This is a genomic window from Cohnella sp. SGD-V74, assembly GCF_003001675.1.
GTDB lineage: Bacteria > Bacillota > Bacilli > Paenibacillales > Paenibacillaceae > Cohnella.
The window spans coordinates 393,634-418,779 of sequence record NZ_PVYW01000003.1 but is presented as its reverse complement, the minus strand read 5'-3'; the positions used below and the strand labels follow the sequence as shown (position 1 = coordinate 418,779).

Genomic DNA, 25,146 nt, shown 5'->3' with positions numbered 1-25,146 from the left:
GGCCTTCTTCCCACAATAACGGCATCACCTTGTGGGAATGAAAGGGGTCGGCTTTTCATGTACGCTCGTCTAAGTTCCATTATGTTCCCGATCGCTGCGCTTCTGTTCGTCGGAGCCATCGTCTGGGGGTACCAGGAGCACCAAGAGAAAAATTCAATATTGATCAAGGCCGAAAACCAATACCAGCGCGCGTTTCACGATTTGAGCCACCATATGGGACGGCTGCACGACCAGCTCGGCGAGACGCTGGCGGTATCTTCGGCGTCGCACGGCATGCAGCGCAAAGGGCTCGTTAACGTCTGGAGGCTGACCAGCCAGGCGCAAAACGAGATCAACCAGCTTCCGCTGGCGATGCTTCCGTTCAACAAGGCCGAGCAGTTCCTCTCGAGAATATCCAACTTCGCTTACCGGACGGCCGTGCGCGATTTGACGAAGCAGCCGCTCACTCCGGCGGAAGTGAAAATGATGAAATCGCTGTATCAGGCTTCCGATACGGTTAACCAGGAGCTGAGCAAAGTCCAGGACGCGGTCCTCAAGGACCGGCTGCGCTGGATGGACGTCGAAGTCGCGATGGCCAGCGAGGGCGGCCCCCACGACAATACGATTATCGACGGCTTCAAGGCGATGGACAAGCAGATGGGCGCTTACCCGGAATCCGATTGGGGACCTTCCGCCATGTCCTCCGACCGCAAGATGAGCTCTGCGGGCTTGGAAGGCAAGCAGATGTCCGCGGAAGAAATCAAGAGCAAAGCTCTCGCGTTTCTGGGGGCGCAGGCGCGCGGCGGAGAGGTCAGCGTCAGCGAGGACGGCAGCAAGACGGATATGCCGGCGTATACCGTATCGGTCAAAGGCAAGAGCGGCTCGCCTATTCAGCTCGACTACACGCGCAAGGGCGGGCATCTTCTCTGGTTCATGAATCCCAGAGACGTCAAGTCGCGCAAAATCAACTTCGATACGGCCCGCAACAAAGGCTCGCAGTTTCTCGTCCGGCACGGCTACAAGAGCATGACGCCGATCGCTTACGACGAATACGACCATGTCGCCGTCTTCACTTACGCCCACACGATTGACGGCGTGAAGATCTATCCGGACAAAGTGACGGTGCGGGTCGCGCTGGACAACGGGGAAGTCGTCGGCCTGCAGGCCAGAGACCATGTCTTCGCGAAGAAGCTGCTCACCCCGGGCAAGCCGAAGCTGACCAAGGAGCAGGCGCAGAAAGGGCTGAACCCCGACTTCCGCGTCGAGAACCATTCCTTGTCCGTCATCGAGAACGACATGAGGGAGCCGACTCTGTGCCACGAGTTCGTGGGCAAAGTCAACGATCACCGCTATCGGATCTACTTGAACGCGGAGACCGGTCTGGAGGAAAGCATCGAGCAGATTGCGGACGCCGAGAAGTCTCTTTACAGATAGTCGCTCACATGGAGCTGTCCCATAGGAAGTCAGGAAGCAACAATTCGAATTATCGATGAACAAGAACGGGGTATGTATCTCCTTCCGCTGCTGATATGATCATGAAATTAGGAATTGATTAACCCGTGACAGGGTAATTTCATGATCGTATGAGGCAGGCGCTTCGCTCTACAGGAGATACATACCCCTATTTCTAAGTCGATAATATTCTGTTGTCTGACCTATGGAACAGCTCCATTGTCATTCCCGAATTCACGCGCCCGTGATATAATGTGGCAGTACGCAATCAATTTGCTCCGAACATGCCTACGTGGAGGGTTATGGGTGCTGCCGAAAATCAATCAGATGATGTACATACAGACCGAATCCGAGGAGGATTCGGAACCCGTGACGCTTCGTTCGCGCGTAGCGGACTCGGACGATCATAACATTTATATCGAGATTCCTCTGAATGAGAAGAACCGCCGGCTCTACCGGGCAAGCGTCGGAGAGCGGCTGCAGATCTACTATTTTACCCAGGACGGAGTCAAGCATCTGTTCGAGAGCTCCGTGCAGGGATTCCGCAAGGAATCGGTTTCCCTCGTCGCCATTCGCAAGCCCGACCCGGAGCAGATCACGAAGGATCAAAGACGCAGCTATCTGAGAGTGGAGACCAATCTGGAGATTGCCGTCAAGATCGGCGACAAGATGCGTTTCGTAGCCGTTACCGAAGATCTGGGAGGCGGAGGCGCGTCTTTCCTGTGCGAGCGAAAATGGCCGATCGTGCCGAATGTCGTTATCGGTTGTTGGTTATTATTAAGCTATAGGGGCGGATCGGTCGCGCACGCCAAATTCGAGGGGGAAGTCGTCAGAGTGCTTCCCGTCGAGCCGGACAAGCATCTGGTCATGCTGCGCTTCGCGGACATTACGGAATCCGACCAGCAAAAAATTATTCGCTACTGCTTCGAGCGCCAACTGGATCTGCGGAGGGATTGACCCGCGCGTCCGGCTTCTTGAAGCGGAGCCGGGAGGACGTCGCGATTTGGCGGAACGCAGAAGAGCGTCCGGGCATGCCGATTTCGTCGCATGGTCGGATCGCATGGAGAAATGGATCGTCAGGGGGATCAAGGCGCTCGTCGTGCTGCTCATCGTCTCCCAAGTGGCTTTGCAGTTTCCGGGGATTCGGCAATGGCTGGCGTCCGCGGATCATTCCGAAGGGGTGCCTTATCGGAATTCGCCGCGCTGATCGTCTTGTTTTTTTGCATAGAGTGTGGCCCTGTGGTATAATTTTCTCGATCCTTGCAGGCTCAGCCTGCCTTATTTTTTGATCGCAAGGTTTCTTGTTGTCGGCATGTAGGAGGCTAGTTGTTCGCTTATGGACGTATCTCAATCTCACACTCATCGGATTAATATCGCGATCGACGGACCGGCAGGGGCCGGCAAGAGCACGGTTGCGCGCAAGGTGGCAAGCGCCCTTCAATATGTCTACATAGATACGGGCGCGATGTACCGGGCGGTAACGTTGAAGGTGCTCGAATCCGGATTGCCGACCGATGACGACGCGGCCGTAGGCCGCTTGGCGGACGGACTGGACATCGTTCTTCTTCCGGGGCGAGACGCCCAGCAGGTTCGGGTGAACGGCGAGGACGTCACGTCCAAGCTGAGGTCGCTCGAAATCAACCGCAACGTTTCTTACGTCGCACGGCTCTCCACCGTTCGCTCGCGAATGGCCGAGCTCCAGCGCCGCATGGCCTTGGACAAAGGCGTCGTCATGGACGGCAGGGACATCGGGACCCATGTTCTTCCCGATGCCGAATTGAAGGTGTTCCTGACCGCGACTCCGCGAGAGCGCGCCAAGCGGCGATTTCTCGAATTGGAGCCGGGAACGGAGATTACACTCGACCAATTGGAACGCGAGATCGAAGAACGCGACCGAATCGATCGAGAGAGGGAGATCGCGCCTCTCCTCCAGGCAGCGGATGCCCGTCTGCTCGACTCTACCGGCAAGACGGTGGACGAGGTGGCGGAAGAAATCGTACAATGGGGACTTGCGGCAGTAAGAACCATTTTAGCGGAGGAGAAGTAGACTATGTTATACCGCATCGCAAGGGCTATTCTCCGAGCGCTGTACGTGCTGCTCTATCGATTGGAGGCCAGGGGAATCGATAATATTCCCCGAGAAGGTCCGGTGGTGCTCTGCAGCAACCACAGAAGCTTGCAAGATCCCATCACTTTGGGGGTATGGGTGCCCCGCAAAGTTCACTATATGGCCAAGGAAGAGCTGTTTCGCATTCCGTTGTTCGGACCGTTGATTCGAGCGGTAGGCGCGTTTCCGGTCAAGCGCGGAGGCGTGAGCAAGGAAGCGATCCGCACGGCGATTACGCTATTGCAAGGCGGCAATGTGATGGGGATTTTCCCGGAAGGCACACGCAACGAATCGGTAGGCATGGGCAAGCGGGGCGCCGTTACGATGGCGGTTCGCGCCAAAGCCATTGTCGTTCCGGTTGCGCTGGTCGGCCAGTATCGTATTTTCCGCAAAATGGTTGCGGTATACGGCGCTCCGATCGATCTGACGCCTTACGCGGAGCAAGGCACGACCGAAAGCATGGAGGAAGCGACCGAATTGATTATGTCCCGAATCAGAGAAATGATGAGCACGGGACGGCCTGCATCCTGAGGATGCATGTTTCTTGTCGGAAACCATCATACTAAAGGCATTATTTGGTTCTCATGTTTTCGGGTAAGCAAGATTTAAGCGCCGCGCAGCGCGAGTCGGAAGGCCGGGTTGCAGCGGGTTTAAATAAAGTTGGGGTAGATCTGAGGAGGTAATTTCCATGTCTGAAGAAATCAACGTTCAGGAAACTGCGGCAGAGCCGGTGGCGGATACCGTCAGCCAGGACGCACTGGAAAATGTCGTAACCTTGAAGAAAGGGGACACCGTGAAAGGTACGGTGGTCAAAATCGACGACAACCAAGCGTACGTTAGCCTTGGATATAAATACGACGGCGTTATTCCGTTGCGCGAGCTTTCCTCCGTGAACATCGACAATGCTGCCGAGGCGGTGCAAATCGGCCAAGAGGTCGAAGCGAAAATCGTCAGCATCAACGATGCCAAAGAATCGCTCGTGCTGTCCAAGCGCCAAGCGGACGCTCCGCGCGCATGGGATGAGCTGCAAGCGAAGTCCGACAACGGCGAAGCTTTCGAAGTCGTCATTACCGACGTCGTCAAAGGCGGCCTCGTTGCCGACGTGGGCGTACGCGGATTTATTCCGGCTTCCATGGTGGAGCGTCATTTCGTAGAAGACTTCAGCTCGTACAAGGGCCGCACGATCAAAGTCAAGGTCAAAGAAATCGACCGCGAGAACAACAAGGTCATTCTGTCGGCCAAAGACGTGCTGGAAGCCGAATACGAAGAGAAGAAGCAGCAAATCATGAGCAGCCTCGAGCCGGGCCAAGTGCTGGAAGGCAAAGTGCAGCGCCTGACTCCGTTCGGCGCGTTCGTGGACATCGGCGGCATCGACGGTCTCGTTCACGTATCCGAGATCGCATGGCAGCATGTTGCTCATCCTGCCGATGTCGTATCCGAAGGCCAGGATGTTAAGGTGAAGGTGCTGAAGGTCGATCCTTCGATCGGCAAAATCTCCTTGAGCATCAAAGCCGCTCAACCGGGTCCGTGGGAATCGGCCGTTGGCCAATTCAACATCGGCGACATCGTCACCGGCGTTGTCAAGCGTCTGGTCAGCTTCGGCGCATTCGTCGAGATCGCACCGGGCGTCGAAGGTCTCGTTCACATTTCGCAAATCGCGCATCGCCATATCGCGACGCCTTACGAAGTGTTGAAGGAAGGTCAAGAAGTTCAAGCCAAAGTGCTGGACTTCAACCCTGCCGAGAAGCGCGTGTCCCTCTCTATCAAGGAGACGGAAGAAGCGCCGGCTCGTCCGGAACGCGAAGCTCGCGCACCGCGCGCGCCGCGCGAAGAGTCGAACCTGCCTCCTGCGGAAAGCATGAGCTTTAACCTCGGAGAGCGCTTTGGCGACAAGCTGAGCAAATTCAAGTAATCGTCATCGTTTTATCGGAGGAGCCGTCCCATTGCGGGATGGCTCCTCTTTGCGTTGTGCGCTCGGAAGGCGCGGAAGTCGAATGGGTCGTCGAGGGCATGTTTTACTGTCCGTAAGGCGCATACTACAGACTGGAGGTGGAGAGATGTCGCCACTGTACGGCGCCGCATTTCTGTGGCTGGTCGCTGCGATCTTGTGGTGGAGCGGCTGGAGGGAAGAGACGACCGAAGATTTGCCCGGTTGGGCGGCAGGCTTGTTCCTGGCGGTATGGCCTTTGGCGTGGCTTGGAAAAGTAACGATCACCGAAGACATATCGGTGAACGGGGCGTGGGTATGGACGCTGTTTTCCGCCGTGCTGGCTGGCGCGCGGATGCCGGCGGCCAGAAGATGGACGTCCGCATCCGGGGGGCTGCTGATCGGATCGGTCGCGATATTGGCCGGGAGATTGATTTTCATCCCTTCCGGCTTCGAGCCGGACGGATCGTCTTGGGCGATCGCCGCGCTGATCGGCTGGCTGGCCGGTCTGCTGCTCCGCTCCGCGTCTGAACAGGCGGTAGCGGTGTCGGTCTGCCTGATCATGAATGAAGTCGCTCACGCACTTCTGCGGGCTCAGGCGGATACGCTTCCGGCCGGCGCCCCGGATGAGGGACTGCAGGCGTGGTGGATCGCAATTCTCTGCGCCAGGCTGTGGACGACGTTCGCGAAGGCGGCGGGCGAGCAGGGAAGAAAATGGGCGGTCAGATCGGGCGGGCGAAGAGGAGGACAAAGATCATGATGCTGGACTGGCTGCATTCACATAAAGAGCTGACCGCCGTCGCGATGGGGACGGCTTTCGGCATGCTCGCCCGGATCGCCATGCTGCGCAGCGACTATCGGCAATACCCGGCGTATCCGCACGGCAAAATCATTCATCTGGCGCTCGGTCTGATCGCCGGCGCGCTCGGAGCGGTCGCCGTTCCCGCTTTGTTCAACAAGGATTACACGGCGATTACGTTTTTGTCGCTTGCGGCCCAACAGTTCCGCGAAGTTCGCAACATGGAGCGCAACACGCTGTCGGCGATCGACGATCTGGAGCTTGTCCCGCGGGGAGCCGCCTATATCGAAGGCATTGCGGTTGTGTTCGAGGGGCGCAACTACTTGGCGATCGTCACCGCGCTGCTGACCAGTCTGTTCGCCCAATGGATCGTCTGGTGGGCAGGGCTGACCGCCGGCGTCCTGTCCCTTGTGATCTCCCACTTGTTTATGAGAGGGAAGCGAATTTCCCACATCGCCCGCGTGGAGATAGCCCCGATCAAGCTGGACGGACCGAACCTGTACGTCGGCGACATCTACATGATGAACGTCGGCCTGGACGAGAACAGGGACATTATCCGCGAGCAGGGAATGGGCTTCATCCTGACGCCCAGGAGCGACGACGCCCGGGTGACGATCGCCAATCTCGGACAGCGCCAGGCGATTCTGCACGACGTGTCGACCCGGCTCGGCGTGTACCGCGACGACGGCGATCCGGGACTTCTCCCGATTGCCAAGCTCGGCTTGCGCACGGGACAGCTGGGACTGCTCGTGCTGCCCCGGGAGAAGGACGCGGACAAAGCCTACGAGGCGGTAAGCGGCGTGCCGCTGCTGGAAGCGGCCGTGCGCAAGCCGACGAAGGCGAACCGCAAGAGCTTGGAGGAGGCGGAATCCAATGGCTAGAATCGTAGGCATCGTGACGACCAGACGCGAGGAGGTCGGAGGCGGAGCTCCGATCTTCTACGCGGCGGACAGGGAAGGATTGCAGAAGGTCGCTCATCTGTTGGAGAAGATTTTGGACTGCGCGGCCCACACGATCAACGAAGACTTGTTCATTATCGTAGAGCGGGAATAGCTCGAAAATGGCAATATCCGTTAGCCAAGCCGCCCGATTTTTGGTATGATGAAATTTGCGATTGTTTCAGATACCGACGCCCATGCAAGAGGACGGCCGGATCTATTGAGGAGTGGAAACCAACATGGCAAGACCGATTATTGCGATCGTAGGGCGGCCTAACGTCGGCAAATCTACGATTTTTAACCGGATCATCGGCGACAGACTGGCGATCGTCGAAGACAAGCCGGGCGTCACGAGAGACCGTCTGTATGGGACGGGCGAATGGAACGGGCGTTCCTTCAACATTATCGACACCGGAGGCATCGAGATCGACGGCGAGGACAGCTTGCTGCGTTCCGTGAGAATGCAGGCGGAGCTCGCCATCGAGGAAGCCGACGTCATTATATTCATGGTCGACGCCAAGGCCGGTGTCACCAACGCGGACGAAGAAGTGGCGCAGATGCTGTTCCGGTCGCGCAAGCCGATCGTGCTCGGCGTGAACAAGGTCGATAACCTGCAGCGCATGGACGATATTTACGAGTTCTACTCGCTCGGCTTCGGAGATCCGCTGCCGCTGTCCGGCTCGCACGGGACGGGAATCGGGGATTTGCTCGACGCGGCGGTGAGCAAGCTTCCCGTTAAGGAAGACCAGGAATACAACGACGACGTCATCAAGGTGGCGCTGATCGGTCGGCCCAACGTCGGCAAGTCGTCGCTCGTGAACGCGATTCTCGGAGAAGAGCGCGTCATCGTCAGCAACATCGCCGGCACGACGCGCGACGCGATCGATACCCCGTTCGAGAAGGACGGCCAGAAATACGTGCTGATCGATACGGCCGGCATGCGCAAGCGCGGCAAAGTGTACGAATCGACGGAGAAATACAGCGTCATGCGGGCGATGCAGGCGATTGAGCGCGCGGACGTCGTGCTGGTCGTCATCAACGGGGAAGAAGGCATCATCGAGCAGGACAAACATATTGCAGGCTATGCGCACGAGAACGGCAAAGCCGCCATTTTCGTCGTGAACAAGTGGGATGTCGTCGAGAAGGACGACAAGACGATGCAGCATTTTACGAACTCGATCCGCGAGCAGTTTCTGTTCATGACTTACGCCCCGGTCGTATTTCTGTCCGCGCTCACGAAGCAGCGTCTGACGAAGCTGTTCCCTGTCATCAATCACGTGGCCGAGCAGCATGCGCTTCGCGTGCCGACGAACGTGCTGAACGACATTTTGAGCGACGCGATCGCGATCAACCCTCCTCCGACGGACAAAGGACGCAGGCTGCGCATCAACTACGCGACGCAGATTGCCGTCAAACCGCCGACGATGCTCATATTCGTCAACGACCCCGAATTGATGCATTTCTCTTATGAGCGTTATTTGGAGAACAAGATTCGGGCGGCATTCGCGTTCGAGGGCACGCCGCTGAGGCTGTTCACCCGCAAGAAGTCCGATCAAGAATAGGGGAGACCGTACGTGTTAAACACGATTATCGCGATTATCGTCAGTTATTTGCTCGGCTCGATCTCATTCAGCATTCTTGCCGCCCGCTGGCTCAAGAAGATCGATATCCGGGAGCACGGCAGCGGCAACGCGGGAGCGACGAACACCTTGCGCGTGCTGGGCAAGGGGCCGGCCATCGCCGTCTTCCTGCTGGACATCGCCAAAGGCTCGGCGGGCGTGCTCATCGGCCTGTGGCTCGGGGAAGGGAATGCGGCCGTGGAAGTCGCATGCGGCTTGGCCGCGATCGGGGGCCACAACTGGCCGATCTACTTCCGGTTCAAGGGCGGCAAGGGGATCGCCACGACGATCGGCGCATTGGTCGTATGGGCGTTCCTTCCGACGCTGATCGCCGGCATCGCCGCCATTCTCGTCATTGCGCTGACCCGGTACGTATCGCTCGGATCGATGGTTTTCGCCGTATTGCTTCCGATCTTCGTTTTTGTGTTCGACAAGGATCCGGCGTTCCTGTGGGGCGCGCTCGTCGTAGCCGTGCTGGCGATCGTCCGGCACCGCAAAAATATCGTGAAGCTGATCAACGGCACGGAAAATAAACTCGGCAGCGGCAAAAAGGGTGAACCTCATGGCGCTTAAGAAAGTGGCCGTCCTCGTGGCGGGAAGCTGGGGAACGGCGCTCGCTCGCGTACTCGCGGACAATGGACATCGCGTCCTGCTCTGGACGCGCAATCCGGCGCAAGCCGACGAAATCAACCGGCTTCGCCGCAACGAGAAGTTTCTTCCCGGCGCGGAAATTCCGGAGGGCATCGCGGCGACGACCGATATGGCGGAAGCCGTTCAAGACGCGGAGGCGGTTCTGTTCGTGTCCCCGTCTTCGGCGATGCGCGACGTCGCCCGGCAGGCGGCGGGTTACATACGTGAGGACGCCCTTGTTATCCATGCGACCAAAGGCTTCGAAACCGACAGCTTAAAACGGATGTCCACCGTGCTGTCGGAGGAGCTGGGCCGTTCCGAGCAGCATATCGTCGTCCTGTCGGGACCAAGCCACGCGGAGGAAGTCATTCGGCGGCACCCGACGACGATCGTCGTTGCGGCCAAGGAGATCGCCTGTGCGGAGGCGGCCCAGGATTTGTTCATGAACAGCTCGTATTTCCGCGTCTATACGAATCCGGACAGCGTCGGGGTCGAGACGGCCGGAGCGATCAAAAACATCATCGCGCTGGGAGCGGGGCTGTCGGACGGACTCGGCTACGGCGACAATGCCAAAGCGGCGCTGATTACGCGCGGCTTGGCGGAGATCGCCAGGCTGGGCGAAGCGATGGGAGCCAATACGCTTACGTTCGCGGGGCTCGCCGGCGTCGGGGACTTGATCGTTACCTGCACGAGTCAGCACAGCCGCAACTGGCGGGCGGGCTCCATGCTCGCTCAGGGATTGCCCCTGGACGAAGTGCTGGAGCGGATGGGGATGGTCGTCGAGGGCGTCCGGACGACGAAATCGGCGCACGTGCTCGCCCGTCGCCACGGCGTCGAAATGCCGATCACGGACCAGCTGTACGCCGTGCTGTTCGAAGGCCGGCCTCCGGGACAGGCGGTGGAGGCGCTGATGGGGCGCGTGAAGACGCACGAGATCGAAGAGGTCGCTTCGGAAGTCCGCCGCGGCCGCACGTTGGGTTAATGTCCGCAAGGAAATGAGAATCGCCCACACCTTCCCGTTTTTCTCCTCATAGGATGCAGTGCAAATACCCGGAGGAGGGGAAGCATGGACAAATTTCCGAAGGATCTGCTTGGCGCGGTCAACAAGAAAGCCGGCAAAAACATTTCCGAGAAATCGATCAAAAAAATCGCGGGCGGCGTGACGCCCGGCACGATGCAGAGCGACGCGCAGATGAAGCAGCTGATCAAGCAAGTGTCCGCGATGGCGAACATTCCGGTGTCCGACGAGACGGTCAAGGAGATCATCAGCACCGTGAAGAAAAGCGGGATGAACCTGAACAGCCTGGAGTCGCTCGTCAAAATGATGATCAAGAAGTAACTTGCCCGCGTGTCGCCGCTTGCCGAAGCTGGCGCGCGCGGGTTTTCTTTCGACTTCGGAGGCTCGTCTTTTGTCATCTTTCGTGTCGAATGGTATAATATAAAGCATTTGAGCGGATTGGGAGAGGGAGGCGACAAATGATGGTTCTTATGCTTCAAGCCTATGCGGCGGCCAAGCTGGATCCGATGAGCAAGATGTGGATGTCGTTCGTCGGAATCGGACTGATGGTCATCGCGGCTCTTATTATTACATACGCCCGCAACAAGACGAAGGGCTGGGTCCGCCTGGTGCTTACGCTCATCGCGGTCGTCGTGCTGATCTACGGCATGATCTGCGGTCTAATTTCTATTATATAGCGCTTATTATTGAAACGGGGTCGGCTAGCATGATTACTTTAACGGGACGAACCCTCACGAAATCCGTCGAAACGCAAATCGGCAAAAGCCTGCTCAAGATCGCCCAGGAATCGTCCATAGACTGGCAATTCAATTGCTCCAGGGGCACTTGCGCGAGATGCCGCTGCATTGTGCAGGAGGGGGCGGAGCTGCTCTCGGAGTCGAGCGACGCGGAGTGGGACCGGCTCGGTCCGGATGAACTGGACGCCGGCTACCGGCTCGGATGCCAGGCGATCGTCGAACGGGAAGGCGTTATTAAAGCCGTTAACAAAACGTATTTCTAAGTCAGAATGGAAGTGGCCGTTATGGAGAGCGATGTTCCGATAGACGCCTTGGCCGAGCTGGCCTCGGCGCTTGGTAGCGGGGAAGTCCGCTACGTGGTCGGAGGCAGCACGGGGCTGGCGCTCCGGGGGGCGGACCTGGGACGGCCGCCTCGGGATCTCGACATTTACGTCGACGAACAGGACGTCGGGCTTGCCCATCGTCTGCTTGCCGCTTACGAATTGGACGTTCCGGAGAACAGCGTGACGGACCGATACCGTTCCACGCTGTCGCATTACCGGATAGCGGGGGCGATGGTCGAGCTGGTCGGCGGATTTCGCGTGTCGGCGAAGGAATCGGTGTATATGACGGAAGTGAGAGAGATTCTGTACCCGGCATGCGACCGAATCGAGATGGGCGCTGTCGCTCTGCCGGTCGTTCCGCTCGGACACGAGCTGATCTTTAATTTGCTTCGGGAGCGGCCGGATCGGGCGGAGCTCGCGGGCAAGCTGATTGCTGCGGAACCGGGCAGACATCTGCCGAAGCTGCGGACGCTTCTGGAACGGAACCGGCTGGCTCCGCAAGTGGCCGAACAGGCGCTTCGGCTCGCGGAAGCGTCCGCTTCTGGGGAGGAAGGGCCGTGACCCGGCGGCATGAAGTCGCGTTCGAGCCTGACGGGCGGAGCGTATCCGTCCGACCCGGATCGACGCTGCTGGAAGCTTCGCGCCGGGCCGGCGTCTCGATTCGCACGCGCTGCGGAGGAGTGGCCGGCTGTCTGATGTGCAAGGTGAACGTGTCGGCCGAGCAGGCGGCTTCGCTGAGCCCGCCGACGCAGGCCGAGATTCGCAAGCTGGGCTCGCTGCTGTCCGAGGGCGTTCGACTGTCGTGCCAGGCGCGAGCGCAGGGAGACGTCACCGTAACCGTGCCCGAAGACCCGCTTAAGGCGGCGATTCGCAAGAAGCTGGCGGAACAGCAGCAGGAGGACGATTGGTGGAGTTAGAGGGAATACAGGGGGCTGACAAATGAAAGTTCGTTTTTGGCAAACATCCGGATTGGCGCTTGCGGCGCTGCTGCTCGTCGCTCTGACGGGGTGTCTCTATCCGGAGGACCGGACGCCGCGCAACGACGCGACGGCCAGAGAGGCGGTGCTGACGGTCCAGGACGCCGTTGACCGCTATCGGGAACAGACCGGCGTGCTGCCGATCCAGAACGCGGACGAGACGGTTCCGCTCTACGAGAAATACAAAGTCGATCTCGGCAAGCTTAAGAGAATGGGTTTTATCGGCCATATTCCTTCCGCGGCTTTCGAGAACGGCGGCAATTATCAGTTTCTGGTCGTCAACGAGGAGACGAAGCCTCTCGTCAGGCTGCTCGACGTGACCGCGTTCCAGGCGGTGGACGGCGTGCAGAAGAAGATGGATCAATATCGCTCGTCGCAGGGCAACCGCCTTGCCGCGGGAGACGAGATGTATCCCGGGTTTCGCTCGGTCGATTTTGCCAAGCTGGGCATGAAGGATCCGGGAGTTCGCAGCATGTTTTCGAATCAGACGCTGAACTGGCTCGTGGACGAACAAGGGAAAGTGTACGCGGACTACGGCATCGACATTGCGACGGCGGCGAAGAAGACGGGGACGGAACCGGCTCCGAACGAAGATCTCCGGCGCGTCTTGATCGAAGAATCCTATTACGTGCCCGTGCGTGCTCCGGAATACCGCTGGATCGACGGAGATCCTCAAGCTATCGTTCCGTGAGGAACATCTTAATTTGATAAAAAGATGAAGAGAGATGACATACGTGTCTCTCTTTTTTCATATGCTCATGAGGGAAACAAAGGAGTACCCGGCAGGCGAGGGCTTGCCGGCAAACATTTTGTGCGGGCGGCGTCATATTCGTGGCAATCGCACATACAATGTTACCAGTCCAAGTTCGTGTACGAGTTCCGCCCTGACGGCGGGTCACGAAAGTTTCGCGATTACGATGGGAGGGAATCTCAGTGGAAAAAGTGGACATTTTCAAGGATATCGCCGAACGCACCGGCGGCGATATCTACCTCGGGGTCGTGGGTGCCGTCCGCACGGGCAAATCGACCTTTATCAAACGGTTTATGGAAACCGTTGTTTTACCTAATATCGCCTCGGAGGCCGATCGGGTCAGAGCGATCGACGAGCTGCCGCAGAGCGCGGCGGGCCGCACGATCATGACGACCGAGCCGAAGTTCGTGCCGAACAACGCGGTGCAGCTTAAGGTGGCCGAGGGGCTCGAAGTGAACGTGCGCCTGGTCGATTGCGTCGGCTATACGGTCGACGGAGCCAAAGGCTTCGAAGACGAAGGCGGACCGCGCATGATTACGACGCCTTGGTTCGAAGATCCGATTCCTTTCCAGGAAGCGGCCGAGATCGGCACGCGCAAGGTCATTCAGGAGCACTCGACGCTGGGCGTCGTCGTGACAACGGACGGCACGATCGCGGAAATTCCGCGCAGCGCTTACGTGGACGCCGAAGAGCGGGTCGTCAACGAGCTGAAGGAAGTCGGCAAGCCTTTCGTACTGATCGTCAACTCCGCTCGGCCGAAGAGCGAAGAAGCGCAGGCGCTTCGCGGCGAGCTGGCGGCTAAATACGATATTCCGGTCATGACGGTCAGCGCCGCTACGATGGGCGAAGAGGACGTCATGGGCGTGCTGCGCGAAGTGCTGTACGAGTTCCCCGTACACGAGGTCAACGTCAACCTGCCGAGCTGGGTCATGGTGCTGAATGAGGGCCACTGGCTGCGTTCTGCCTACGAGAACTCGGTGCGGGAGACGGTCAAGGACATCCGGCGCCTGCGGGACGTCGAGCGCGTCGTCTCCCAGTTCATGGAGTACGACTTCGTCGCCAGAGCGGGCCTCAGCGGCATGAACATGGGCCAAGGGGTTGCCGAGATCGACCTGTACGCTCCAGACGAGCTGTACGACAAAATCCTGATGGAAGTCGTCGGCACGGAAATTCGCGGCAAGGACCACCTGCTGCAGCTCATGCAGGAGTTCTCCCACGCGAAGCGGGAATACGACCGGTTCTCGGAAGCGCTCGAGATGGTCAAGACGACCGGCTACGGCATCGCCGCTCCTTCTCTTGCCGAGATGGTGCTCGACGAGCCGGAGCTCATCCGCCAAGGCTCGCGCTTCGGCGTCCGGCTGAAGGCGACCGCGCCTTCGATTCACATGATCCGCGTCGACGTCGAATCCGAATTCGCGCCGATCATCGGCACGGAGAAGCAGAGTGAGGAGCTCGTGCGCTACCTGATGCAGGATTTCGAGAACGATCCGATCAAGATTTGGGAATCCGATATTTTCGGACGCTCGCTGCATTCGATCGTCCGCGAAGGCATCCAGGGCAAGATTGCGATGATGCCCGACAACGCCCGCTACAAGCTGCAGGAGACGCTCGGCCGCATCATCAACGAAGGCTCGGGCGGCTTGATCGCCATCATTCTGTAAGCTGCTTAATACGCTTCGCCTAAAGCGCTGAATCGCCATTCGTGGCCGGTTCGGCGTTTTTATTTTATCTCCGGGTTCCATCATAGGAAATGTAAGCGCAAAACTATTGTCAATTAAAAGAAGATATAAACTCGGATATTGTCAATTGGCGAGAATTCTCCTAGAATGGTGTGATGGATTCGGCAGAGACGATAGATAGAGAGAGCACGGTTTCTTGCATTATTATGCAAAAACCGATTGACATACTCGGATTAACTGTTTATAGTAATTCTATCATCCATAGCAAGATATGAAATGGGAGGCCACAGAGAGATGAAACAACGTAAATCCAAACTGTCCTGGATCGCGCTCGCGCTGACGCTCGTATTGGTGCTGGCGGCCTGCGGCAAAAAAGAAGAAAACAACGCGGGCAGCTCCTCGCCGGCATCGCCTTCGGCATCCGCAGCCGCTTCCGAATCGGCATCCGCCGAACCGTCCCAAGACGCAAGCATCGAAGCGCTTAAAGGCAAGAGAATCGCGCTCGTCATGCGTTTCAACACCGGCACGTTCTCCGCTCAATACGTGGACGGCGTGAAGAAGCAAGTTGCGAAGTTCGGCGGCGAAGTGACCGTCCTTGCTTCCGAGAACGATCTGGCCAAGATGGCCGCTAACCTGGATTCCGCCGTTAACCAGAAGTTCGACGGCATCCTGGTCGACCACGGCGACGCCGCGGCTCTGACGAACGGACTGAACAAGGCGAAGGAAGCAGGCATTCCGATCGTCGCTTTCGACTCCGGCCTGAACGACTTCGAAGGCATTACGAACCTGGCGCAGAACGACCAGCTGCTGGCCGAGTACACGCTGGAGAAGCTGGCTGAAGAAGCCGGCGGCAAGGGCAACATCGTCAAAGTATGGGTAGCCGGTTTCCCTCCGATGGAGAGCCGTCAAATCTCCTACAAAGCGTTCACCGAGAAATATCCGGACATTAAAGAAATCGCCGCGTTCGGCGATGCCAGCAACCCGCAGCTCGACACGCAGAACAGAATGGAAGCCGTTCTGAAGCAATACCCGAACAAAGGCGACATCACCGCGGTATGGGCGTCTTGGGACGAGTTCGCCAAAGGCGCGTCCAACGCGATCAAGCAAGCCGGCCGCGACGAGATCAAAGTGTACGGCATCGACCTTAGCGACGAGGACTTGAAAATCATTCAAGATCCGACGAGTCCATGGGTTGCTTCCGCGGCGGTCGATCCGACTTCGATCGGCACGGTGCAAGTGCGGTACTTGTACCAGAAGTTCCACGGCGACACGACTGACGCGGTCGTGCAGCTGGAGCCGGTATTCGTGCACCGCGACTCTCTTCCTACGGATAAAGTCATCACGACGGACGAGCTTTCGCAGTACGTCGAAGGCTGGGGAAGCAGCGATCTGGGCAACACAGATTACTTGACAGCGCTGGAGCAAGCCGTAGGCGCGCAATAATTCAAGCAAACGAAGGCTACGCAAGGCACGGCGCGGGAACATTCCGCGCCGTTTCCTGCTGTCCATGCGACATTCACATCTCTTCGGGAAAGGGGCAGGGTTCCGATGGCGGCGGTCGAACAAGCTTCCGTGCTGAACATGAAAAACATCTCGAAGTCGTTCGCGGGCGTTCAGGCGCTCAAGAACGTGGACTTCAACGTTCGCGGCGGAGAGATTCACGCTTTGCTGGGCGCCAACGGCGCGGGCAAGAGCACATTGATGAAAATATTGTCGGGAGCTTACGAGACCGACGAGGGTGCGATCGAGGTCGCAGGAGGCGCGCACGTATTCCGGTCTCCCGCCGAATCGAAGAAGGCCGGCATCCACTGCGTTTATCAAGAGGTTGACACTTCGCTGGTCGCCCATCTCAGCGTGTCCGAGAACATCTTTCTCGACCGGTTGGCAACGTCGGGCGCGGAAGCTTGGCTTCGCTGGGGCAAACTTCACGAGGAAGCGGGCAAGGTGCTCGAGCGCGTCGGGCTGACGCTGTCGCCGCGGACGCTCGTGCGCGATTTGACTTTGTCGGAGAAGCAGCTTGTGCTGATCGCAAGGCTGTTCGCCGAGAACGCCAAATTCGTCATCCTGGACGAGCCGACCGCGCCGCTCAGCCTCGAGGAGGCGGAGAAGCTGTTCGGGATCATGCAAGGTCTGAAAACCGCGGGCATCGGCGTTATTTTCATCTCGCACCGGTTGCCGGAAGTGTTCCGGATTTGCGATCGCATAACCGTCATGAGGGACGGGGAACGCGTGCTGACCGAAGACAGGGAAAATATCGACGCTGCAGGCGTCGTCAGGGCGATGCTCGGCAGAAGCTTCGAGGAAGAGTATCCGAAGCTGGAGACGAAGCTCGGAGAGCCGGTGCTGCAGGTGAGGGGACTCAAATCGGGGCGCAGGGTGCGAGGAGTCGACCTCGACGTAAGGCGCGGGGAAATCGTAGCCGTCGTCGGCCTTGTCGGGGCCGGGAAGACGGAATTGTCTCGCGTCCTGTTCGGCGCCGATCAAGCCGATAAGGGCGCCGTGACCGTAGGCGGCAAGCCGGCCGATCTGCGTTCGCCAGCGGAGGCGGTCCGGTCCGGCATCGCGCTCGTGCCCGAGGAGCGGCGCAAGGAAGGCATTCTCGTTCGCGAGTCCGTCCTGCACAATTTGAGCGTACCGCTGCTCAAGTCGATCAGCAGGCTCGGCTTCTTGTCCCGGAAGTCCGAGCGCGGCTATGCGGACAAGCAGATTGCCGATCTGGGCATCAAGACGCCTTCGGTCTCGCAAATAACGGCTTTCTTGAGCGGCGGCAACCAGCAGAAGGTCGCGATCGGCAAGTGGATCGGAACGGAGGCCGACGTCTATCTGTTCGACGAGCCGACCAAAGGCGTCGACGTCGGAGCCAAGAGCGATATTTTCCGGATTATCGGGAAGCTCGCGCAAGAAGGCAAGGGCATTCTGTACTTGACTTGCGAATTCGCCGAAGCGCTCGGCCTGGCGGACCGGATTCTCGTCATGTGCGACGGGGCGATCGTAAAATCATTCAACCGCGGCGAAGCTACGCAAGAAGATCTCTTGTACTATGCGAGTGCGGGACGGGAGGAATTAGCGTGAAAAATCGCCTGCTGCCGTTTACGTTCAAATACGGCGCGCTTATTTTCATCGGACTGGTCATTCTGTTTTTCTCGTTGACGAACGAATATTTCTTCACGTACAGCAACATTACCGACATTTTGCGCTCGATCTCGATCGTGACGTTCGTGGCGATCGGGGTGACGATCTCTCTGACCGTCGACGGCTTCGACCTGTCGGTCGGGGCCACCGTCTCGCTGTCGACCGTCATTACGGCCACGATGATGGTCTGGTATGAGATGCCGCTCGTCGTCGTGCTGGTCGTTCCGCTGCTCGTCGGCGCGCTCGTCGGCCTGCTGAACGCCTTGCTTATCGTCAAGATCCGCATTCCGGATCTGCTGGCGACGCTGGCGGTCATGTACATCGTCAACGGCATTCACAAGACGTACACGAAAGGGTATTCGATCTACAGCAACATGCCGCTGCCGGACGGCTCGACCGCTCCCGGCGTCATGGACAAGTCGTTCCTGTGGATCGGCCAAGGCAAGCTGCTGGGCGTTCCGTTCCCGGTCATCCTGATGCTTCTTGCCGTTATCGGCGCGCACGTCTTCTTCAAGTACACGCGCTGGGGACGGCAAATGATCATCACCGGCGGCAACGAGGAGGCGGCGCGCCTCTCCGGCCTGAAGGTCAAGCGCGTCCGCGCCCTGGCCTACGTCGCCTCGGGCGTCTTCGCGGCGATCGGCGGCATCCTGTTCGCTTCGCGGATCGGCTCCGGTCAGATCGATGCCGGCGCTCCGATGCTGATGGAGTCGGTGGCCGCCGTATTCGTCGGCTACTCGGTGTTCGCGGCAGGGCGTCCGAACATCGTCGGAACGTTCTTCGGGGCGGTGCTGATGGGGGTTCTCGTCAACGGCTTGACGATGATGAACGTGCAGTACTATACGAACGACATCATCAAAGGGGCGGTTCTCGTCCTGGCGCTTGCCGTCACCTTCATCCACCTCAATCGTCGAAAAGCAGGCCGATAAGCGGCCGAAATACGCGCCGCGCTTGAAACTTCGCGATAGCGGAGTGTATAATTTCTGATGAAACGGATAAACAGATAACATGCCATCGTATCTAATCGGGGAGGTGAATGCATTGAATAAAACCGAATTGATTGCCAAAGTGGCGGAATTGGCCGACCTGTCCAAGAAAGACGCGACGCAAGCGGTAGACGCCGTGTTCGACGTCATTTCCGAAGCGCTGCAAAGCGGAGACAAAGTCCAACTCGTCGGATTTGGCAACTTCGAAGTTCGCGAACGTTCCGCCCGCAAGGGCCGTAACCCGCAAACCGGAGTGGAAATCGAGATTCCGGCCGGGAAGATCCCCGCATTCAAGCCGGGCAAAGCCCTTAAAGATGGAATCAAGTAAGAGCTTCGCGGCTCGCAGACCTTCCGATGAGGCATTCATATGCCCATAAGAACGCCGAGACTATCTTTCGCGACTTTCCTTCGGGAAGCTCCGGGAGATAGTCTTCGTTTTCTTATTGCGCGGCTCGATTGCCCTGTGCTATAATTCCTTTTGTGTCGCAAGATTGCTAGAACGGGACGTGGCGCAGCCTGGTAGCGCGCACCCTTGGGGTGGGTGAGGTCGAGAGTTCGAATCTCTCCGTTCCGACCAGGTTTTCTCCAGAACGCTAACATCTTGCCGAAGAGACGATTCTTCATCCGCAGCCGGGAGGAGTAGTCTTTTTTTATTCAAGCTTGTCGCGTTGCCGGCGTAACTAAGGGGGCAGTATCCGTGAACGAAGAAGCAATGGAAATTCTTAAAGCTCTGAAGGCCGGTCAGGAACTGCTCATCGCCAAAATCGACGGAATCGACATCAGGCTTGCCAAGCTCGAGGGAGAAGTTAGAGCGGTGAGGGAGAAACAAGAGGAGCAGGATAAGGTCGTCGACATTCTGTCCGTCAGAACGACCAGGCTCCAAGCTAGGCTGTAAGCGAACGGCCTCCGTGCCGCAATCGCACCATACATAAGAACGGGACGTGGCGCAGCCTGGTAGCGCGCACCCTTGGGGTGGGTGAGGTCGAGAGTTCGAATCTCTCCGTTCCGACCATGACATAACGACACACTGCTTTCTGCCCGAGCGTTCCGGGGGAAGGCAGTTTTTGTTTGACATTGCTCCGTCTTTTCCTTCATCATGAAACCATAAGGAGGCTGCGAACATGGATACGGAACAGGAATACATCGTCATTAAGGCCAAGGACAGCGGCGTGCAGGTCATCGGGCTGACGAGAGGACAGGATACGAAGTTTCACCATACGGAGAAGCTGGACAAGGGAGAGGTGCTGATCGTCCAGTTCACCGACCATACTTCCGCGATGAAGATCAGGGGCAAGGCGACGATCCTGACGAAGCACGGAACCGTGGAGACGGATGCCTGAATAAGCGGTGGCGGGGCGCAGGCATAGCCTGCCCTTTTTATATGTACAATGGGTATGGAGGAGCCTCTCGCAGGAAGAGGTCGTTCCGACAGTCCAATGCGGACTCTCGGAACGCTCGCATAAGGGGGTAATCGCTATGCCTATCCGCCGCTATCTCTCGTGGGTCGCGCTTGCGTTGACGGGATTCGCCGTCGTGCTGCTGCTCGGTCAGCTTCCGGCAGCCGAGCGGAGCCTGAACCAACGCCTCTCGACGGTATCCGTCTTCGAACCCGAGACGACCAAACGGCTGACGGACGATCGGCTCGTGGACGCGCTGTCGGCGATTAAGCTCGGCAATCGGCCGATCCGGGTCGGCTGGGATCATGGAATATTGGCGGTCGATCTGCTGGACCGCGAGCCGGGCGTTCTCCGCCGCGATATCGCGCTGCTGCTGGATTTCGCGTATTCGGACATGCGCAACGTCAAGCAGGTGCTCGTGCGGGTGTTCGAAGCGCGCGGAGAGCGGAAGGTGCTGCTGCTCGCGGCGGAAACCCGAAAATCCGATTGGACGGAAGACGAACTGGATAAGCTGAGGCTAGCGGCCGAGAAGCCGGACGCGGAGCTCGCATGGCGTTCCGCCAACGTTCGTTGGACGGTTACGGCGGCCGGCAAGGGCCGGTTCGAAAATTTTGCAAATTCATGAACAAAGTCCTTGGCTTATGCGAGCTTTTCTAGGATATGTTATACTAGTTAGGATAAACGTCGTTAACGGTGTCCTGGCAGCTAGTTCGGAGGCGGAAGCAATGAGCAGATCACGTATTGACCAATTGGCCGGCAAGTACATGAACCACGATATGATTAGCCTGCATACGGAATTGCCTGACTTTCCGAATGGCAGGATTTCTTTGCTATACACCGTGTTAAGCCATCAGCCGCTCGCGGCTTCGCAGAAGGATTTGCTGTCGGTCGTCACGTCGCTCGTGCAGATGGGTCTGGATACCCACGACATGGTTGAGAACGCGACCGGGGCCGCCGCGGTCGGGACGCAGGGAATGCGGACTCAGCAGCTGCGCGTGCTCGCCGGCGACTATTTCAGCAGCCGCTTTTACCACCTGCTGTCGCAAGCCGGACAGATCGAGACGATTCGCCGTCTGAGCGAAGCGGTCTGCGACATTAACCGGCTCAAGATGAGCTTCTACGGCAAAGCGAAACAGATGAAAATGAACGCGGAGGAATATCTCCATATCGGCGCCGAATTGAAGTCAGGGCTTTTCCTTTCTTTTACCGCCGTTATGAACGGAGTGCATGCCAAGCTGTGGCCGGACATCGTCAACCGGTTCAGCCGCTGCGAGCTGCTGCTGCAGGAGCTCGGCAAAGTGGAGAGAACGTCTTCGCTGCCGGGCAGCTGGGGCGTCTGGCACATTTTGCAGGAAGGCTCGGAAGAGGATCGGCGTTTGCTGGCCGACGACAAGGAAGACGCCGGGCTGATCAAGACGCTGCTTCACAAATACGACGTGGCCGAGAAGCTGGGCGCGCTGCTGCGGCAATCCACCGCCCAATTGCAGTCGCTCATTCAGCGGCTTCAGTCGGACAAATTGACGAAGGAGCTGCAGCCGCTGCTCGAGCCATTCCTGGCCGCGACCGGACAGCAGAGGGCAACCGCATTGAAGGAGCTGGGATAGACACAATGATGGACGCGAAATCCAAAGAGCGGCACGTGCACGAGGTGTTCGAGCGCATCGCTCCCAAATACGACTTGATGAATGACATCATCAGCTTCAGAAGGCATAAAGCTTGGCGCCGGTTTACGATGCGCAAGATGGACATTCAGCCGGGGCAATCTTCCTTGGATTTGTGCTGCGGCACGTGCGATTGGACGATCGCGCTGGCCAAGGAGAGCCAGGGCGGCAAGACGGTCGGGCTGGACTTCAGCCGCAACATGCTGGACATCGGCCAGGCGAAGGTGGACAAGCTGGGCTATGGACAACAGATTACGCTCGTTCAAGGGAATGCGATGGAGCTGCCGTTCGAAGACAATTCCTTCGATTTCGTGACGATCGGCTTCGGCTTGCGCAACGTTCCGGACGTCGTCAAGACGCTGAAGGAAATGAAGCGCGTCGTCAAGCCCGGAGGCAAGATCGTTTGTTTGGACATGTCCAAGCCGACCTGGCAGCCGTTCAAGAGCATTTATTATTTTTATTTCGAGAAAGTAATGCCCTTATTCGGAAAATGGTTCGTCAAAAGCTACGAGCAATACCGGTGGCTTCCGGAATCGCTCGCGACTTTTCCCGATCTTCAGGCTCTCGCCGAGCTGTTCCGCGAAATCGGCATGCGCAACGTGAAGGCTTATCCGTTTTTCGGAGGCGTAGCCGCGCTGCATATGGGAACGAAAGGGAATGAAATCGTATGATCGCCAAGGTGCGCGTTTTTCTGGAAATGATCAAGTTCGAACATACGCTGTTCGCGCTTCCTTTCGCTTACGTAGGGGCCATTCTCGGGGCGGTGACGGTGGAGAAGCGGCTGCCGGAATGGAGCGAATGCGGCTGGATCTTGCTGGCGATGATCGGGGCTCGCACGGCGGCGATGGGGTTGAACAGGCTGATCGACAAGGCGATCGACGCCCGCAATCCGAGAACGGCCAATCGGGCCATTCCGGCAGGGCTGCTGCAATCCAAGGACGTTATACTGTACGTGATCATATCGTTCGTGCTGCTGTTCTGGGCGTCCGCCCAATTAAACAGCCTCGCCGTCAAGCTGCTGCCGCTGGCCGTGTTCTTTCTTGTGTTCTATTCCTATACGAAAAGGTTCACTTGGACCTGCCATCTCGTTCTGGGCCTGACAATCGGGCTTGCGCCTCTCGGAGGCTGGGTGGCGGTGACGGGCGGCATCACTTGGGAAGCGATCGTCCTGTACGTGACTGTCGCGCTGTGGACGGCGGGCTTCGACGTGATCTACGCCTGCCAGGACGTGGAATTCGACCGCAAGGAAGGGCTGCACTCGATTCCGGCCCGCTTCGGCATCGCCAAGGCGCTCGGAATCGCCCGCAGCTTCCATGCGCTCACGGCCGCCGGGTTCGCCTTGCTGCTCGTGCTGACGGATTTGAGCTGGTGGTATTTTGCCGGAATGATCGTGGCCGCCGCGCTGCTGCTGTACGAGCACAGGCTCGTCAAGCCTAACGATCTGAGCAAGCTGAACGCGGCCTTCTTCACGATGAATGGCATTCTAAGCGCCGTTATTTTCGTCTTTACGTTCATCGACCTGGTGGTGGTTCGATCGTGGTAAGCGGCGGCAACAGCGGTTCAGCCAAAAGGTGGGTTGTCGGGATTACCGGAGCCAGCGGGGCGATATATGGAGTGACTTTGTGCCGGCAATTGTTAAATGCCGGTTTTCATCTGCATCTGGTCGTATCCGAAGCAGGATGGCGCGTTCTGAAAGAAGAACTAGGTTGGAACGTCACGAATCGGTTAGAATGTATGAATAAAGCGTTTGATTCCGCGCCGGCGGAAGGACGAATGACGTATCATCCGCTCGGCGACATCGGGGCGAGCATCGCCAGCGGTTCGTTCCGCTGCGAAGGGATGGCGATCGTGCCGTGCTCGATGGGATCGCTGTCCGCGATCGCGAGCGGCGCGTCCACGAACTTGTTGACGCGAGCGGCCGACGTCATGCTGAAGGAAGGGCGTCCGCTGCTTCTGGTGCCTCGGGAGACGCCGCTGAGCGCCATTCACCTGGAAAACATGCTCAAGCTGTCGAGGCTCGGCGTGCGGATTATTCCGGCGATGCCCGCTTTTTACAACGGACCGCAGACGCTGGACGACGTCGTCGACTTCATCGTCGGCAAGACGATGGACGGCATGGGCATCGAACATAACTTATATCGAAGATGGGGCGACCCGAATGAATAAAACGAACTCGCGGCCGATTCGCCTCGGCCGCATCTCTTATACGAACGCTTGGCCGGTGTTTCATCATTTCGACCCGGCGCAGCTGCGGTTTCCGACGGAGATCCATTCGGAACTGCCCGCGGCGCTGAACCGCAAGCTGAGAGCGGGCGATATCGATATGGCGGCGATCTCCTCTTACGCATACGGAATTTCCGCCGATTCCTATTACCTGCTGCCCAACCTGTCGGTCAGCGCGTTCGGCAGAGTGCAGTCGATTCTGCTGTTTCTCAAATCGCCGCTGGAGCAAGTGCTGCACGGCAAAATCGCGTTAACGACCGCTTCGGCCACGTCGGTCAATCTGCTGAAAATCATCATGGAGAAATTTTACGGAGGCAAACCGACCTACGAGGATGCCGAGCCGGCGCTGGAACAGATGCTGGAGAACGCGGACGCCGCGCTGCTCATCGGAGACCATGCCATCCGGGCTTCCTGGAAGGATCACGGCTACCGGGTGCTGGATCTCGGGGAAGTGTGGAACGTCTGGACCGGCCAATGGATGACGTACGCGCTCTGGGCGGTGCATAAGGAAACGGCGCATCGTTATCCCGAAGCGATCCGCGAAATCTATGAAGGTTTGATTGCGAGCAAGAGCAAGTCCTACGGGAACGTCGAACCGATCGTGAACAAGGCGCTCAGCCAGATCGGGGGAACGGTCGAGTACTGGAACGGCTACTTCGGCAATCTGTGCCACGATTTCGGCGAGGCGCAGAAGTCGGGACTCAAGCTTTATTTTCAATACGCCAAGGAACTCGGATTGATGGAAGGCGAGCCCGATATCGCGGAATTGCCGCTGCCCTATCTTCTAGATAACCTATCCAACCGCAGGTGA

31 protein-coding genes and 2 tRNA genes are annotated in these 25,146 nt (G+C 58.2%); all 33 read left to right on the top strand.

The window, feature by feature from the left end; genetic code table 11:
* The first annotated feature begins 57 nt into the window (after positions 1-57).
* The gene (gene ypeB, locus B0G52_RS06840; RefSeq protein ID WP_094042774.1) at positions 58-1,413 is read left to right on the top strand and encodes a germination protein YpeB; all 1,356 of its coding nucleotides are present in this window, start codon (positions 58-60) and stop codon (positions 1,411-1,413) included.
* 324 nt (positions 1,414-1,737) lie between these two features.
* Positions 1,738-2,388: a flagellar brake protein gene (locus B0G52_RS06835; RefSeq protein WP_094042773.1), complete on the top strand. Its 651-nt coding sequence runs from the start codon at positions 1,738-1,740 to the stop codon at positions 2,386-2,388.
* A gap of 46 nt (positions 2,389-2,434) precedes the next feature.
* Positions 2,435-2,638 carry a hypothetical protein gene (locus tag B0G52_RS06830; RefSeq protein ID WP_094042772.1) on the top strand — a complete coding sequence of 68 codons (204 nt, stop codon included), beginning with the start codon at positions 2,435-2,437 and terminating at the stop codon, positions 2,636-2,638.
* Between the two features lie 129 nt (positions 2,639-2,767).
* Positions 2,768-3,478, top strand: coding sequence for a (d)CMP kinase (gene cmk, locus B0G52_RS06825; RefSeq protein WP_094042771.1), 711 nt, complete (start codon positions 2,768-2,770; stop codon positions 3,476-3,478).
* A 3-nt stretch (positions 3,479-3,481) separates the two neighbouring features.
* A complete protein-coding gene (locus B0G52_RS06820; RefSeq protein ID WP_094042770.1) occupies positions 3,482-4,069 on the top strand; it encodes a lysophospholipid acyltransferase family protein in 588 nt (195 codons plus the stop codon).
* Positions 4,070-4,226: 157 nt separating this feature from the next.
* A complete protein-coding gene (rpsA, locus tag B0G52_RS06815; RefSeq protein ID WP_094042769.1) occupies positions 4,227-5,450 on the top strand; it encodes a 30S ribosomal protein S1 in 1,224 nt (407 codons plus the stop codon).
* Positions 5,451-5,595: 145 nt separating this feature from the next.
* Complete coding sequence (locus tag B0G52_RS06810; RefSeq protein WP_094042768.1) at positions 5,596-6,225, top strand: hypothetical protein; 630 nt, start codon at positions 5,596-5,598, stop codon at positions 6,223-6,225.
* Positions 6,225-7,145, top strand: a complete 921-nt coding sequence (locus B0G52_RS06805) for a YIEGIA family protein (RefSeq protein ID WP_094042881.1) — start codon at positions 6,225-6,227, stop codon at positions 7,143-7,145. Before B0G52_RS06810 ends, B0G52_RS06805 begins: the two co-directional genes overlap by 1 nt.
* On the top strand, positions 7,138-7,317 hold the full coding sequence (locus B0G52_RS06800; RefSeq protein ID WP_094042767.1) for a capping complex subunit for YIEGIA: 180 nt from the start codon (positions 7,138-7,140) through the stop codon (positions 7,315-7,317). Before B0G52_RS06805 ends, B0G52_RS06800 begins: the two co-directional genes overlap by 8 nt.
* Before the next feature lie 124 nt (positions 7,318-7,441).
* The gene (gene der, locus B0G52_RS06795; protein ID WP_094042766.1) at positions 7,442-8,764 is read left to right on the top strand and encodes a ribosome biogenesis GTPase Der; all 1,323 of its coding nucleotides are present in this window, start codon (positions 7,442-7,444) and stop codon (positions 8,762-8,764) included.
* Positions 8,765-8,776: 12 nt separating this feature from the next.
* Entirely contained in the window at positions 8,777-9,394 is a 618-nt protein-coding gene (plsY, locus tag B0G52_RS06790) for a glycerol-3-phosphate 1-O-acyltransferase PlsY (RefSeq protein WP_094042765.1), read from the top strand.
* On the top strand, positions 9,384-10,433 hold the full coding sequence (locus B0G52_RS06785) for an NAD(P)H-dependent glycerol-3-phosphate dehydrogenase (RefSeq protein WP_094042764.1): 1,050 nt from the start codon (positions 9,384-9,386) through the stop codon (positions 10,431-10,433). Before plsY ends, B0G52_RS06785 begins: the two co-directional genes overlap by 11 nt.
* An 84-nt stretch (positions 10,434-10,517) precedes the next feature.
* Positions 10,518-10,790: a stage VI sporulation protein F gene (locus B0G52_RS06780; RefSeq protein WP_094042763.1), complete on the top strand. Its 273-nt coding sequence runs from the start codon at positions 10,518-10,520 to the stop codon at positions 10,788-10,790.
* A 137-nt stretch (positions 10,791-10,927) separates the two neighbouring features.
* Entirely contained in the window at positions 10,928-11,146 is a 219-nt protein-coding gene (locus B0G52_RS06775; protein ID WP_233162428.1) for a DUF2768 family protein, read from the top strand.
* A gap of 29 nt (positions 11,147-11,175) precedes the next feature.
* A complete protein-coding gene (locus B0G52_RS06770; RefSeq protein ID WP_094042762.1) occupies positions 11,176-11,469 on the top strand; it encodes a 2Fe-2S iron-sulfur cluster-binding protein in 294 nt (97 codons plus the stop codon).
* 21 nt (positions 11,470-11,490) lie between these two features.
* On the top strand, positions 11,491-12,090 hold the full coding sequence (locus tag B0G52_RS06765; RefSeq protein ID WP_094042761.1) for a nucleotidyltransferase family protein: 600 nt from the start codon (positions 11,491-11,493) through the stop codon (positions 12,088-12,090).
* Positions 12,087-12,446 carry a 2Fe-2S iron-sulfur cluster-binding protein gene (locus B0G52_RS06760; protein ID WP_094042760.1) on the top strand — a complete coding sequence of 120 codons (360 nt, stop codon included), beginning with the start codon at positions 12,087-12,089 and terminating at the stop codon, positions 12,444-12,446. The genes B0G52_RS06765 and B0G52_RS06760 overlap by 4 nt, the downstream gene beginning before the upstream one ends.
* 22 nt (positions 12,447-12,468) lie before the next feature.
* Positions 12,469-13,197: a hypothetical protein gene (locus B0G52_RS06755; RefSeq protein ID WP_094042759.1), complete on the top strand. Its 729-nt coding sequence runs from the start codon at positions 12,469-12,471 to the stop codon at positions 13,195-13,197.
* 242 nt (positions 13,198-13,439) lie between these two features.
* Positions 13,440-14,918: a stage IV sporulation protein A gene (gene spoIVA, locus B0G52_RS06750; RefSeq protein ID WP_094042758.1), complete on the top strand. Its 1,479-nt coding sequence runs from the start codon at positions 13,440-13,442 to the stop codon at positions 14,916-14,918.
* A 312-nt stretch (positions 14,919-15,230) separates the two neighbouring features.
* Entirely contained in the window at positions 15,231-16,379 is a 1,149-nt protein-coding gene (locus tag B0G52_RS06745; protein ID WP_094042757.1) for a sugar ABC transporter substrate-binding protein, read from the top strand.
* Between the two features lie 105 nt (positions 16,380-16,484).
* Positions 16,485-18,008, top strand: coding sequence for a sugar ABC transporter ATP-binding protein (locus B0G52_RS06740; protein ID WP_233162426.1), 1,524 nt, complete (start codon positions 16,485-16,487; stop codon positions 18,006-18,008).
* Complete coding sequence (locus B0G52_RS06735; protein WP_094042756.1) at positions 18,005-18,997, top strand: ABC transporter permease; 993 nt, start codon at positions 18,005-18,007, stop codon at positions 18,995-18,997. The genes B0G52_RS06740 and B0G52_RS06735 overlap by 4 nt, the downstream gene beginning before the upstream one ends.
* Positions 18,998-19,109: 112 nt before the next feature.
* A complete protein-coding gene (locus B0G52_RS06730) occupies positions 19,110-19,382 on the top strand; it encodes an HU family DNA-binding protein (RefSeq protein ID WP_094042755.1) in 273 nt (90 codons plus the stop codon).
* A 172-nt stretch (positions 19,383-19,554) separates the two neighbouring features.
* Positions 19,555-19,631, top strand: a tRNA-Pro gene (locus tag B0G52_RS06725).
* Between the two features lie 120 nt (positions 19,632-19,751).
* On the top strand, positions 19,752-19,949 hold the full coding sequence (locus tag B0G52_RS06720) for a hypothetical protein (protein ID WP_094042754.1): 198 nt from the start codon (positions 19,752-19,754) through the stop codon (positions 19,947-19,949).
* Positions 19,950-19,989: 40 nt separating this feature from the next.
* Positions 19,990-20,066: transfer RNA gene (locus tag B0G52_RS06715), tRNA-Pro, on the top strand.
* A 109-nt stretch (positions 20,067-20,175) separates the two neighbouring features.
* Positions 20,176-20,394: a trp RNA-binding attenuation protein MtrB gene (mtrB, locus tag B0G52_RS06710; RefSeq protein WP_094042753.1), complete on the top strand. Its 219-nt coding sequence runs from the start codon at positions 20,176-20,178 to the stop codon at positions 20,392-20,394.
* 136 nt (positions 20,395-20,530) lie between these two features.
* Positions 20,531-21,076, top strand: a complete 546-nt coding sequence (locus B0G52_RS06705) for a hypothetical protein (protein ID WP_094042752.1) — start codon at positions 20,531-20,533, stop codon at positions 21,074-21,076.
* A gap of 100 nt (positions 21,077-21,176) precedes the next feature.
* Entirely contained in the window at positions 21,177-22,055 is an 879-nt protein-coding gene (locus B0G52_RS06700; RefSeq protein ID WP_158223612.1) for a heptaprenyl diphosphate synthase component 1, read from the top strand.
* Positions 22,056-22,063: 8 nt separating this feature from the next.
* Complete coding sequence (locus tag B0G52_RS06695) at positions 22,064-22,783, top strand: demethylmenaquinone methyltransferase (protein ID WP_094042878.1); 720 nt, start codon at positions 22,064-22,066, stop codon at positions 22,781-22,783.
* Positions 22,780-23,655, top strand: coding sequence for a UbiA-like polyprenyltransferase (locus B0G52_RS06690; protein ID WP_094042750.1), 876 nt, complete (start codon positions 22,780-22,782; stop codon positions 23,653-23,655). The genes B0G52_RS06695 and B0G52_RS06690 overlap by 4 nt, the downstream gene beginning before the upstream one ends.
* Complete coding sequence (locus B0G52_RS06685) at positions 23,649-24,278, top strand: UbiX family flavin prenyltransferase (RefSeq protein WP_094042749.1); 630 nt, start codon at positions 23,649-23,651, stop codon at positions 24,276-24,278. The genes B0G52_RS06690 and B0G52_RS06685 overlap by 7 nt, the downstream gene beginning before the upstream one ends.
* On the top strand, positions 24,271-25,146 hold the full coding sequence (locus tag B0G52_RS06680; protein WP_094042748.1) for a menaquinone biosynthetic enzyme MqnA/MqnD family protein: 876 nt from the start codon (positions 24,271-24,273) through the stop codon (positions 25,144-25,146). Before B0G52_RS06685 ends, B0G52_RS06680 begins: the two co-directional genes overlap by 8 nt.